The sequence below is a fragment of the Pseudoalteromonas sp. AOP31-A2-14 genome (genome assembly GCF_052378035.1).
In the GTDB taxonomy this organism is placed as follows: Bacteria; Pseudomonadota; Gammaproteobacteria; order Enterobacterales; family Alteromonadaceae; genus Pseudoalteromonas.
Genome location: NZ_JBQSXI010000001.1, coordinates 96,946 through 110,470, shown reverse-complemented (window position 1 = coordinate 110,470; position 13,525 = coordinate 96,946). Strand labels below are relative to the sequence as shown.

At 39.1% G+C, this 13,525-nt stretch carries 10 protein-coding genes; 2 read left to right on the top strand and 8 right to left on the bottom strand.

Annotated elements, in window-relative coordinates; all coding sequences use genetic code 11:
* Nucleotides 1–29: 29 nt before the first annotated feature.
* The 8 genes from hsdR to ACT3S9_RS00445 all read right to left on the bottom strand — a co-directional run bounded on the left by hsdR (nt 30) and on the right by ACT3S9_RS00445 (nt 12,223).
* Nucleotides 30–3,557 (bottom strand): type I restriction-modification system endonuclease, encoded by a 3,528-nt coding sequence (hsdR, locus tag ACT3S9_RS00480; RefSeq protein WP_444750624.1) that lies wholly within the window; start codon nt 3,555–3,557, stop codon nt 30–32.
* Nucleotides 3,558–3,792: 235 nt separating this feature from the next.
* A complete protein-coding gene (ltrA, locus tag ACT3S9_RS00475) occupies nt 3,793–5,067 on the bottom strand; it encodes a group II intron reverse transcriptase/maturase (protein ID WP_086960535.1) in 1,275 nt (424 codons plus the stop codon).
* A 981-nt stretch (nt 5,068–6,048) separates the two neighbouring features.
* Nucleotides 6,049–6,282: a hypothetical protein gene (locus ACT3S9_RS00470; RefSeq protein ID WP_444750623.1), complete on the bottom strand. Its 234-nt coding sequence runs from the start codon at nt 6,280–6,282 to the stop codon at nt 6,049–6,051.
* A gap of 3 nt (nt 6,283–6,285) precedes the next feature.
* Complete coding sequence (locus ACT3S9_RS00465; RefSeq protein WP_086959932.1) at nt 6,286–7,254, bottom strand: IS30 family transposase; 969 nt, start codon at nt 7,252–7,254, stop codon at nt 6,286–6,288.
* A gap of 73 nt (nt 7,255–7,327) precedes the next feature.
* Nucleotides 7,328–8,602 carry a hypothetical protein gene (locus ACT3S9_RS00460; RefSeq protein WP_444750622.1) on the bottom strand — a complete coding sequence of 425 codons (1,275 nt, stop codon included), beginning with the start codon at nt 8,600–8,602 and terminating at the stop codon, nt 7,328–7,330.
* Between the two features lie 67 nt (nt 8,603–8,669).
* A complete protein-coding gene (locus tag ACT3S9_RS00455) occupies nt 8,670–10,217 on the bottom strand; it encodes a TnsD family Tn7-like transposition protein (protein ID WP_444750621.1) in 1,548 nt (515 codons plus the stop codon).
* 78 nt (nt 10,218–10,295) lie between these two features.
* Nucleotides 10,296–11,723, bottom strand: coding sequence for a DEAD/DEAH box helicase (locus ACT3S9_RS00450; protein WP_444750620.1), 1,428 nt, complete (start codon nt 11,721–11,723; stop codon nt 10,296–10,298).
* Nucleotides 11,720–12,223, bottom strand: a complete 504-nt coding sequence (locus tag ACT3S9_RS00445; RefSeq protein WP_444750619.1) for a hypothetical protein — start codon at nt 12,221–12,223, stop codon at nt 11,720–11,722. The genes ACT3S9_RS00450 and ACT3S9_RS00445 overlap by 4 nt, the downstream gene beginning before the upstream one ends.
* A 114-nt stretch (nt 12,224–12,337) precedes the next feature.
* Between ACT3S9_RS00445 and ACT3S9_RS00440 the strand changes: the two genes are divergently transcribed.
* Nucleotides 12,338–12,553 (top strand): helix-turn-helix domain-containing protein, encoded by a 216-nt coding sequence (locus ACT3S9_RS00440; RefSeq protein ID WP_444750618.1) that lies wholly within the window; start codon nt 12,338–12,340, stop codon nt 12,551–12,553.
* Nucleotides 12,554–12,643: 90 nt separating this feature from the next.
* On the top strand, nt 12,644–13,513 hold the full coding sequence (locus ACT3S9_RS00435) for a WYL domain-containing protein (RefSeq protein ID WP_444750617.1): 870 nt from the start codon (nt 12,644–12,646) through the stop codon (nt 13,511–13,513).
* The last annotated feature ends 12 nt before the right edge of the window (nt 13,514–13,525 follow it).

Genomic DNA, 13,525 nt, shown 5'->3' with positions numbered 1-13,525 from the left:
GCAATTCCATTTATTTATATACTTTATTGTTAAGCTGTTTTAGCTGGCCATATGGCTTCACTAAGCTCCTCTAGCACTATATCAAGTTGATTATTCAATACTTTATCAAATTGCTTTGCGCCGCCATGCTCACCAAAACGGTTATTAACAAAGTCACGGTCAATAATGACTTCATGTACGAGTTGCTTAGCTAACCGGTCTAACCACTTGCGCTGGTTAGGGCTCCACTGATGGCTTTGGTAAATGCGCGCCATAGCCTGCGCAACTCTTTGTTCAAACGGAACCAGTGCCTCTCCTAATGCCGCACGACGAATATGGCCAATAATGCTCGCTGCGATATCTTGGTTAGTTTGGTTACGCACTGCACTTTGCAGCTTGGGCTCGGTGTAACCTGCGCTATCAAGTAGTAACTTAATATCTTTGAGCTGGGTGCGATTTAAATCGCGCGGCTTGTTAACAACCGCTGCAAGCGCTGCATTTTGATTTAATTGTTCTTTAACGAACTGATTAAAACTATCGAGGTAATCTTCTGGTTTTTGATGCGCACCATAGCTTTGGCTGCGATCGCGGATTTCATCGTGATGCTCTGAAATAACAGGTTGTCGTTCGCTGCCTAGCAAGCTATTTACTTCTGCTAATTGATTTAATAAACCACTGTGCTGGTTTATAAACGTTGCCGCTTGTTTTGGCCCTAGCTGGTTTAAATGGGTGTGTAAGCTTTTTGGTTCAACACCCCATGACTCTTGTAACTCATCTAACTTTTGCTTAAGGGCTGGTTTATTTTCTGATTTTTTCTGTGCTTTACGCAATACCCGCATCACCTTTTGGCTTAGTTGACTCAGCACGACATCAGCATGGCTTTGTTCGGGTGTATCGCCAGGAGCACTAAGCGCTCGTTCAAGTAGATCTGGATTGGTAATTTCATCCACTAATTGGTCGAGCGTAACATTCGGGTCTCTTACCAAGGGCTTCATAGTATTAACATCTTGCAGTGCAGCATAAATATCTACCGGGTCATAAATGCGAAATACGGTTTTACCTATGTCGTCACAGCGGCGAGTTGCACGCCCAACCATTTGCTCGTATAAAATGCGCGATTTTACTCGGCGCATAAACACTAAGTTACAAATTTTAGGCACATCAATACCGGTCGTTAATAAATCAACGGTAATGGCAATATTGGGGTATCGCTCGTTTTTATATTGGCGGATAAGCTGTTCTACCTTATCACTTTGGCCAGTTACTTTAGCCACGGCAGCCTGATTATACTCACCGTTATAAAGATCTTTAAAAGCCTCATCGAGTAAGCGTTTAACCATGTCGGCATGCAAATCGGTGGCACAAAAAATCATGGTTTTCTCATCACCAAAAGGATCGAGTTCTTGAACAAGTTGCTCACAAATAACACGGTTGAAGTTTTCGTTAATAACTCGGCGGTTAAACGCATCAACTTCGAAACTTAGTTCGTCGTCGAGCTCAGCACTTTGTACTTCACCGGTTTGCGTATTAATAGCGCTAACTTCCTCACCTTTGGTAAAAGTAATGCCATTTTGTGTCAATAAGGTTTCATAACGAATCGGTGGCTCGTGATCTATTAGCCAGTCGTCAGCTACTGCTTCTCTGTATGAATAGGTATAAACAGGTTTGCCAAAAATATCACTCGTGTGTTTTGCCGGTGTAGCCGTAAGTGCGATTTTTACTGCATCGAAATAATCTAAGACACGGCGATAGCTCGACAAGTATTGGCTGGTGTCGCGAGTAGCCAATTCACCCTCTGTCATTTCTTGATCGAGTGTATAACCTCGGTGGGCTTCATCAATTATGATGCAATCAAACTGATCTAGCGGTGGCGGATTATCACTCATAAAAATACGCTTAACCATAGCTTGCACTGTTGCAACTTGTACGCGGGTTTCTGCCTCGGCCGCCATATCACCTAGTTCTGCCACATTGTATATTTTTGATAATGTGTGATTTTGTTCAAGTGGAGCTTCGTTAAAAGCGTCTATTGCTTGTTGCCCTAGAGCTGTTCGGTCGACTAAAAATAAAATTCGCTTGAAGCGTTCAGCTTTTAAAAAGCGATACATTAAACCAATAATTGTACGGGTTTTTCCGGTGCCTGTTGCCATTGCTAGCAAAGCATGACGAATATTTTTCGCTAAGGTATTTTCAACAGCGATAATCGCTTTTTGCTGGTAATCACGCACTTTTAAGTAGCCAAAAGGCTCATCTTTTAGTTTTTGTTGGGCGGCGTCTTTGCTGCGCTTAAGTAGATCAAGCAACCCCTCTGGGGTATGAAACTTTGGCAAAGCGCGTTTAATATTCGCAGGCTCGCGTACATCACGAAACCACGTACCTGATTGTTCAGCAAGTTGAGGTACATACGGGCGACCGTTACAGGAATAAACAAACGGTACTTTGTAGTGGCCATCATCTTCATCTGGCCATGCTATGGTCAACCCTTGTAGATCCCAGGCAGGTATTAAAGGAGGCTGAACATTCAAGCCTTTACTGTATCGCTCTGCTTGTGAAATTTTACCTGCAACATTGGTGTTTTCTTTTTTAGCTTCAACCACCGCAATAGGTGAAAGGCCTGCAAAAATTACGTAATCAGCACGTCCTTTTTTACCTTTATATTCAGTTGGCCACTCGGCAATGGCGATGTTTTTTCCTTTCTCTGGGCGAGTGCCATTTTTATAGGTAAGTACTTCAGTATCAACCTCCCAGCCAGATTCTTGTAACTGTTGGTCGATTAGAATACGTGTTAACGCTTCATCCAAGACAATATGCTGAGTTGCAGCTTTTGAACTTGTACTTAGCTTTTGCTTATATGAAGTGTTTGATTCGTCATCTAAGTTTGAAAGCTTAGTTTGTAACTCTGCTATCTTCTTTTCGTAGTTTTGCTTTTGGTCAGCAAGCGCTCTTTCATGTTCTTTAGCTTGCTCAGCTAGATCTTTGGACTCTTGGTCCATTTCAAAAGCTAGCGATTCATATTCTGTTTTTTCTTTATTTATTAGTTCGTTGAGCTGTTGGCTGGAGTCAAGATCGAGATTTGCTTTTTGCAGGTCGACTTTTAAGTTATCTATTTCACTTTGTAGGCTGCGTAATTGCTCACTGGGGTCATGAGGGGGAATAAAAGCTCCCGGTTTAAATGATGTACCCTGCTTACCAAATGACTGATGAAACCAGATTGCTAACTTGCGTGCGACAACTAAGCCATTGATGGCTTCTTTATGTTTTGTTCTAAATTTGTGAGTTGCTTTATTCCCTTCAACCCTTAGCGTATGAAAAAGGTCTTTAACAACCTGATCTAATTGAAGCTCTCTACTGATTCTGTGTATTAATTCAAGCTGCGATGTATTGTCTTCAAAGTTAACTCTTACCAATACAGCAATGTGTTGCGCAATCGCCTCGCCTAGCTGTCTCAATTTAATTAACGTGGTATTAGGGTCACTAGCAAACGCTTTTTCAGCTGCACCCGCTAGCTCGACAAAAAGGTCGTCGTGTTCAGAAAGAAAGTAAAAATTTCCCGTTTTATTATCCACAGCTAACTCCATTTCAGCACTTGCTCTAACTTATTGGGCATCTACTTATTCAACTTATATTTTTATTGTTGAATACCATTAAGCTTATTACTTTCAGCCATAATACCAATATAAGTTAAAAATTATACATTCTTAATCAAAAAGATATACATACATCGAGTAGGGTGAGGCTTATGCCTCATCCCTCTCACAGAACCGTACGTACGGACCTCGTATACGGCTCCTGTACCCTTCACATTTTATCAACTTATTTCCTAAACGCCGATAAAGCAAGCCATCCCGTATTCACTTTTTCTATTGGATATAAACCAAGCTCCTCAAACCATTGGTTTGGCATCGATACACAAGATAAAGGGCTTAGTGAGTTACGCCACGAGTTCATCTTAATGAACTTAAACGGTGGCTTTTTTCCTAACTGCTTTAGTCGTCGATGTAGCCTTGATGGCTTCTTCCACAACCTCAGCTGTATTGCCCTTAGTCTTCGTCTGATCCAACCTGCCAAGGCTTTTAGCTCTCGTTTACAATTGGCTATACTAAAATAATTTACAAAACCGCGCACAACTGGATTTAGCCGTTTTATTACTTCTGCTAAATTTATGCCGCCGTTACGTTTTGTTAATTGCTTCACTTTTTGTTTAAACCCGATGAGTTTTGATGCTTGTATCCGTGTCCACTGGCTACCTATCTCTACTCCCAAAAACTTCACTCCTTTGCTGCTATGAGCAATATGGGTTTTATTTTGGTTCACGGTTAATTTCAAGTCTCGCTCTAGTATCTGGGTGGATGCCTTAAGTGCTTCTTGCGCTGCTTTTTCTGTGCTGCACAAAATCAAGATATCATCTGCATACCTCACTATTCGGTGATTACGCTTTTTCATTTCTTGATCGAAAGCATCTAGGTAGATATTGGCCAATAACGGGCTAATTACGCCACCTTGTGGGCTTCCTATCGTACTAGCCTCCCAGTGTTCACCTATCATTACTCCGCTTTTTAAGAACTGATTAATCAGTTTTAAAATACTACCGTCCGTCACTTTGCGTCTAACACTCCTAATTATCAAAGCATGATCAAGCAGGTCAAAACACTTCGACAAATCCATGTCTACGACCCAGTCGCGATGGTATTTACGGATAAATACACTTGCTTTACTGATAGCGTCATGACAGCTTCGTTTCGGCCTATACCCATAACTCGATGGGTGAAAGTCGATGTCGAATATCGGTTGGAGTATGTTCAATAGTGTTTGTTGCACTATTCGGTCTCGAACTGCGGGGATACCTAGCATTCTGACACCGCCATCATCTTTGGGTATTTCCACCCGTTTGACAGGTTGTGCCCTATATTGCTTGGTTTGCAGCTCAAGTTGCAGTTGTTTTAAGTTTGCTTCTAAATTCAGGGCGAATGCGCCTACGGTCTGCCTATCTATTCCGGCCGCTCCTTTAGCTGCTTTCACTTTTTTGAATCCCTTGTACAGGTTATTAATGTCTAATAATTGTCCGTACAAGCTGTAGTAAACTGTCATTTTCTGCCTTTGCTTGCGGTATGTCTGCTCGTGTCACTCTACTTATCGCTGATTCTTCATGATGACATTAGGTGTGCTAGCCTTTTTTGGCAATCTGCCTAAGTGGTCAGTCATTACTCCATTGCTCGCCCTTCAATTCTCAGCGTCTACATTCCTGTTTGGCCGTCATATTTTGGCTATTTCCGTCGAAATACTTGTGAGCCGATAAACAAAAGTTCCCGTCTTTCATACGCTTAAAGAATACTTCCCCCCTTCGCAATCAATTAAAGCTTTTGGCTAAAGTTGACCCCATCAAACATAATGTTGATGGTCGGCTTGGTTTTCCCCTCCACACCATTACTGGCTTTCATCGGCCTAGCCTTACTCACTACTACGGGTTCATCTGCCACCTCACACCGACACTAAATCTTGGCTTTCACCTTGAATTTAGGCCACTTACTCTCATTAAGTTTAGATGCCAGGCTTCCCCAGTTACTGCACTGGCTCCCTGTTAGAAATCCCACCCTCAAGCACAGTATTGGTCTGACTAAGTATAGGGCGTTGCGCTATTTTGCACGCTGACCCACCAATACTGCCGAAACAGGTTACGGTTAGTTGTGTACCTCTAACTTCTTATGGCTTCCTTCAGACCCCACCGTTGGCCAGTGACGCCCTTGCCATTCAGATTATCTTCCCCTTAGTCAGGGTGATAAGGCATCTTTCAGCCTATCGGGTTTGCCAGCTTCGCTGGGCAAACAAAAAACGGCCATTTGATTTGGCCGTTTTAGTTGCATACTTTATTTTTAGAATTGAACTCGTTTGTTTCGTTCTTTATTTCTAGTGGCGCACATTAAACTCAGTTTCGAACATTATTTAACGTGCACATGTGCGATTATAATAAAGTTTGATAAGGATATGACAATTTAAAAGCAATAAATTAGCTAAAGTTTGATAACTTTTCTTTTTCAACAACCAAAGAATCTATAATAAAGTTTGATATTTTTAAATAGTTCCTAGCAGCTCTTTGGTAAGTTGATTTAGCTTTTCCTGCAAACTAATCACCCATTTTTTCTTGTACTCATCTTCGCTTAGCACCTTACCTTTGTGTTTTAATCTTGGATGATTACAAGTACTAAATAAGTTAGCTCTTTCTTTAATATATTGATGCTGCCATTGAGCTCCATTATCAGAAAAATGCTGAATAATTTCTTTCTTGAATTCAAGTATTAAGTGCAATCATTATGCAGCCACCAGAACTTCTGATTGCCCCGTAAATAATTCATGAGGGGTTTTATACCCTCTTGTTTTTCTTGGCCGATGGTTGAGCTTATCAACTGCCGCCTGTATCTCTGCTTCACTTAGCGCCATAAAGTCAGTTCCCTTGGGGAAGAAGCGTCTAAGTAAGCCGTTGGTATTCTCATTTATGCCCCGCTCCCATGATGAATAGGGATGAGCGAAATACACATCAGCTTCTAATTTTTGTGCAACATGCTCATGGTGAGCAAACTCTTTTCCATTATCTAACGTCACGGTAATAACCTTACCTTTATATGGTGTCATACACGTGATCAGCGCATCGGCTGTTATTTTCGCATGCTTGCTTTCAATTCTGTGAACGACTGTATATAACGTTTTACGTTCAACCATTGTGACAAGCGCATTTTTACGCCCTTTACCTATCACTGTATCGCCCTCCCAATCACCAATCCTAGACTTTGAATCCACAATACTTGGGCGTTCATCAATGCTGACTCGATTAACTATCTGTCCACGTTTATCATAGCTTCCATAGCGTTTTTTATACTTTTTACATGCACGAGTGAGTGTCTTATGTAGCTTGCCACCACGAGCCTTGTCTCTGTAAATATATTGATAAATTGTTTCATGATGTAAAACGACCTGTTTCTCTAAAGCTAAGCGGCCTGCCACTTGCTCAGGGGAAAGTCCGTCATGCAACAATTTATTAATCCAGTGAGTGACGTCCTCTGTTAACTTACTTGCTTTGAAAGATGACTTACGTCTTTGTTCAGCAAAGTTATTGGCTTGGTTAGGCCGATAGCCTTTAAGTCCTTTATTGCGTTTTAGCTCTCTAGAAATAGATGACGGTGAACGAGTTAGTTCTTCAGCTATCTGCTTTTGGTTATTTCCTGCTTTTATTAACGCGTAAATCTGGTATCTTTCTTCTTGTGTCAGCTGTTTATATTTCATTAAAGCAATTTCCTTTGGCGAGAAAATGGCCGAATTATAACAGCTGGCCATCTAATCTGAGAAATTGCACTTATTATCCGAATTTAGGTTTAAAATGGATACTCGCATCATCTTTAAGCCCTAAAATTAAAGTGCTCGCTCCTTTTGCCTTAACTAAACTTGTAGTATCTGCTTCTAACATAACAATTTTTGTTTGGCTTATTTCCAAAATCGCTACAAAAAACCTTAAGATTTGCTGATCTTTAGTTTGAAAAACCACTCGGCTTCCGTTTTTAGGGGGCGGAAATACACCACACTTAATAGTCTCAAGTATCACCCTCTTATTATTACCTAGCTCATTTACAACTTGCTCAAACATTAAAAACTTTTGAGGTAATTCTTTGGCTTCTTCAAAACCATCATCTTGATTTATTACAGGGTCGAACTCTTGAGCACTTCCTTCAGCCTCCGGCGCACCAACACCGGCTTTTTCTAGAGTGAAATTATTACTATCATCAACGGCTATTGAGCGCTCTATGACCTTTTTACCACCAGATAGAGTCGCCCCTTGGATACCCGGTACATTAAATGAGAAACCACTTGAATTACGACTATGTAACCGCTTAGAAAAACCCGGAATAACACCTATATCTAGTTCAGGATCTATGTCGACACTAGGTGTTTTAGCAAACTTTATCTTTTCTTTATTCGGTAGTTCTGCTTCAAATTTTCTTTTAGGGTGGCTAATCTCAACTCCGAAATATTCATCATCAATATGCGCATGAACTATAGACTCAATCCTCTGCACGAGTAATTTTCCAGATTTATTATCTCTTATGACTGACAATTCAACCTGCCATTTTTTTAAGCATGGCGGAGTAAAGTCGAACGCTATTGAGTTTGAGTTTTTTAGAAAACTTTGATAAATCGAGAAAAGGCTATTTCTTGCATTTTTATCCAGTAGAAGCCACGTAATATGTGCCCTTGCTTTTTTAGTACTTAAATAACTAACAGGATACGTCGTAGATTCTGGGAAGCTGATTTTTATAGGAGAAGAAACTTTATTAATAAAGGCAAATTGAGACAAACCGTTAGCCATGTAAGCTGCGTTTACCAGATGCCTATTATGAAAAAATAATGTCCTCGCTAATTCAAACCCCGTTATAGAAATAATCCCCTTATCCGTATGATAAAGGTATCTATAATTAGTAGATGACTTATCAATCCCATTTACTTGTGAAATAGTGACTACAAGCCTTTCACACTCTGATTCTTTTGATATTTTCTTTCCCGTAAACATTCTTCCCGGTGCGGCCAAATTTGCCATTTCAATAGGTAAAGATGAATACTTTCCATCTTGCCATTGCACGCCTATGTATAGGCGCTTACTTTTAAATAGGCTCTTTGAACGGAAAACGCCATTCACTTCTTTAAGTTCAATATTTTCTCGTAGAGTTCTTAAAGCAGGAAATTTCTTCGAAACCCATTTCGAGAATGTATTTGACAGGCTCGCGACTACGCTGTTTGCTAAGTCCGGCAAGGCGTTCGATTTCATAAGTTCTGGGCAAAGGCTCATTTTTATTTATACAATTCACTATAATAGCCAGAACTCTACGAATTTGGCACTCATCAATTGATTCTGTATACTTAATGAAAAAGCACTTACTAAGAGGTAGTTTCTCTAAATGACTGGCAACCCCCCATGTAATATTAGTTTGAGCAATAAACCAAGTTTGAGTCATTCTAGGTAAACTTAAATTCTCATAGCTTTTATTTAGAACTAAAATCAGTTTCTTAACTAACTCTCTATCGCGTTTCACCCAATTAACTTTTACTATATTATTACAAATACGCTTAGGTAGTTTTTTTTGTAGCCAAGCATTATCAAACCGAAAAAGCCATGAATATAGTCTCGCACCTTCCCTCGTCTCTCGAATACTTTTCAAACTATTAAACTGGGAATATATCTGTAACCAATTAGTGCGGTATTCATCCACTTTATCAACAAGCTTGCTATTGAAATGCACTTTCCTTTGCTGCTTTTCAGGTATAATCAGAGATGCCTCGTTTATCGCCTCAAGAATAGGCTGACAAGGAAACAAAGCCATCATACAAGCTATATGGTGTAACGCTGTATAGTGTCGTCTGTGTTTACGAAAAAACGCTAACAGCCAGTTGTTTTCATTATGTAGCCCAAGACCATATGATGATAAAAATTTAATACCCCAGTAAGATATAACCCTTTCTTTAACCTCAAGGTGATCGGGCCTTGCGCCATTTACAAGCCCAATATTTCTGATCGCTTTTTGGTAAAATATTGTCCATTGTAAAGGTGAAACATAAGGAGTATTTATCTGTAGTAACTGCTGTAAATGAACTGCGAGTTTTAACAGTTTATTGTTTGGATCAACATCTATATGTATTAACTTATCTGAATTATTAACCTGAGAAGCATCACAGAATCCATGCCTTCTGCTTGGAAGCAGTTTGAAGTGACTATTTTGTAAATAAACAAAATGTTTAGGGCAAACAACAAATCCCGGAAGTTGAAATGACCTACGCCAGTACGAATAAGCCAATAGCTTATTATCTTCGGCAATACATTTCGGACAATACCGATAATACATAGGCCAATGAACGTTTGAAGCGTTTTTCCCAATGGTTGTCAGAGCCGTTGATTTTTCACTATATATCAAACTATTCTGTACGGCTTCAACTCTTTGCGGCTCTATAAATGACTGAAAAAAAGGCAGTAGTGAGTGGCGATTGATTACATCAATCTCACTAACAGGCCATAAATGCCCAACATTCGACAATAAAGGCTGTATATGACCTTGCAGTAATGCTGAAGGTACAATATTTCTAGTGCTAAATAATAGCTCTAACGCAGCCTTGTCATTTTTTAGCCCTTGCCTTGCTACAAAGCGAGCTAAAATACTTACGAGCAACTCATCATTGTGCGCTATCGGAAATTGCATGATCATAATAGCACCTATGTACTTAAGGAATGATTTGCTATTAGTTTGAAGCGTGAATAAAGAGTTGTACGAGTCTAACGGCTATCACCTTAATTCACTTAGCCCCAATGCTATTGCTTCTTGTTTAAACCGACCAAATATGTTCACTACTTGCTCATAAGAAGTTGTCAAAAAGTGTTTATCCGGTACTTCATTTAGCTGCTCCGAGTCCGCAGGTACATAATCCAGTTCACTTAGTTGAAGCTTTGTTTTAAATGAGCTTAAATTAGTACCACCTGATAAAATAGTTAGCGTTTCATTATCATTAATGCAGTCATTAACTTCTGCCTTCATAGTTTCAAACTTAACCACATCAGCTTCAAAAGGTATGTCCTGTTTGACACGATAGGCATACTCTAATAGCTTAGGCTCAGCAGGCATATACATGATAGCTTCTTGATTTGTAGAATTGGTTATTCTCAATATACGACCTAAAGTTTGTCTAAAGTGCATTTCTGTTTTTATATTGGTTAGGTGGCAGCAAACTTGTAATCGAGGAATATTAGTACCTTCACTGATCATCCCAACTGAAATAATCCACTTACTTGCTGAATGTCTAAATTGCTGAATAATACTTGTCGAGTCACTTTCTCTATAAGTCACTACAGTACTGTTTTCGTTAAAATAAGTTTTCATGAGCGCTGCTATTTTTGTAGCATGGTCGACAGATGAAGCAACTATCAATCCCGCAGCATCCGGGTTAAAAGTTCTTATATTTTTTAATTCTTTATGAGCAGATGAAATAACATATTTAATGACTTTTTCATTCTCGATTATATGTTGATAAGAAATTGTTGATTGGGCGAGTAAGCTCTTAAAACTACCAAATGTTTTAATCTCCTCATCATTAACCACAGAGATATTGCTATTATCCACAGCAATAATCTGCGGTATTCGGCAAACATCATCTCTAAGAGCGTCAGCAAGCCCGTATACGAAATCGCATGATATTTTATTAGTGGGGTGAAAATAGTTAGAAAGAACAATAGGAGCTTCGTCTGAACGCCAAGGGGTTCCAGTTAATGCTAAGGTATACTTTGCCTTATTTTGAATGTTTAATATTATCTGCTCTCCCCAAGCATTGGCATTTTCAAGGTTAGAGCCTGCACAGTGATGAATTTCATCAAAAATGACGAATACCCTAAACCGATGGAATAATTGCCAAAATGTGTCGTCAAGATATTGTAAGCTTTGATATGTTAGAGAGTTACCTTTAGCGCCCATTTTTCCATCGAATTGCATCTGTGTAATTCCTTGTAAACTTTCACCGAAGTCTCTAGCAACTAAAGATGAAGGGGAAAAACATATAACTAAATCAACAAGGTTATTATCCAATAATTGATTTGCTAATTCTGAAGCCATCACCGTTTTCCCAGCTCCTGGGGTTGCTAATGCTAAAAAATGAGTTGCACCGTTTATATATTTGGTTAGCGCCACATCAATACATTCAGCTTGCCATTGTCTTAATTTCATAGTTTATCTACAGATTTATTATGCTCAAGTAGCCCTTCAATGGCCCGTATCTTCCCTAATATTCGGGTATTATTATCTTTAGCTGTATTAAAAAGAGGCTGTATTTCTTCAACTAATTCGGGGTATTCTAAATATAGTTCTTTGTAAGCTTCTGACTCACCGAGGTTCAATAGTAACTCCGCTTTATAGTGGTTTAGTTTTGCATTTAAATTTCTATGTGTTTTTTCTTCTAAGTTTGTTTTCACCGGTTGTGTGGCTTGTAGAGAATTAAAGTATTCAGCATCAAATAATTTAGTTTTACTAAAACGTGTCCGAGCTTTTTTATTGGTATTTTTCTTAAGTAACCAACCTTTATTCACAAGTTTTAGAAGCTCAGCATATAACTTTTTTCTAACAACGACAGGGTCTAAGGAGGGATCATTCTTTAGTGTAATGTAAGACGATCGGACTTCACTGGTTGTAAAGTTGTCAAAATTTGGCGCTTTAATAATTTGTGCCATAAGAACGTCTATTTTCAAGAAAACCTCTGATTTAATTTAACTGCTCCGAAGCCGGAGCAATTCTAGTGCGTTTTTTTGTAACAATCAAGCTCCGAATGCGGAGCAAATGATGTTATGAATATTATCGGAAAGAATATAAAGCGAATTAGAGAGAGTAAGTCATGGACACAAGAGGTTCTAGTCGCTAAATGTCAGGTACAGCAGTGGGAAATAACTCGAAGCACATTAGCCAAAGTAGAATCTAATGTTAGAAGAGTTACCGATATAGAAGTGAAGCGCTTTGCACAAATCCTTGAAATCTCAATTGATGATTTATTCACTGAAGATTAAAACCAAAGAGCATTACTCTAAACCACTTGAAGTATGAATCAAAAAGATACACACTGATAATATATTACTTCAATAATATGACTTTATTGCATGGATGAATTCAGTTTTGCACAGAAGCAGCGCCTAGCTTATGTCGACTTTAAGCTCTATTTTACTGGGATGGTAACTCGCAGTGAAATAGTTAGTCATTTCGAGTTAGGGCTTGCCGCAGCAACCCGAGATTTAAAGTTCTACAAAGATAATGCGCCTGAGAATATGGCGTATGACAACGTAGAAAAGAAATACTTCATCACCACGCAATTCAAACCCATATTTAAACATGATGCTCGCCGCACGCTTATTAAGTTAGCGAATAACATTAGTGATGGCTTTGATTCGATTGGTGATACTTCATTTCCTATTGAATCACCAAGCCAGTTAAACGTACCAGATATTGATATTATCGCTAAGCTATCCCAAGCAATTATCAACAATAAGCCGATTAGTGTTATATACACGTCTTTAAGCAGTGGTTCAGGTGCAAGAGAGTTAGTGCCTCATTCAATTGTAGATAATGGCTTACGTTGGCATTTAAGAGCGTATGATCGGAAATCAAAATCATTCAGAGACTTCGTTTTAACGCGAATTACTCAAATAACAATATTGCCACAAACACCATCCCCTGAAGAAGATAAGTTAGAAGATCGTCAATGGATGCGTATGGTGCCTTTACAAATTATTCCACACCCAAATAACGTTAAGCATCCAACCGCTATTAAGCTCGATTTTGGGATGGAAAAAGGCATGTTAGAAGTTAATGTGCGTGCAGCAATGGCAGGTTATTTATTAAGACGTTGGAATGTGGATTGTTCTGAAAAGGGCTCACTTTCAGGCCCTGAATATCAACTTTATTTAAAAAATATACAAACATTATATGGTGCAGAAAATCTCGCAATTGCACCCGGTTATAAAGAATTATAAAAATGATGGATT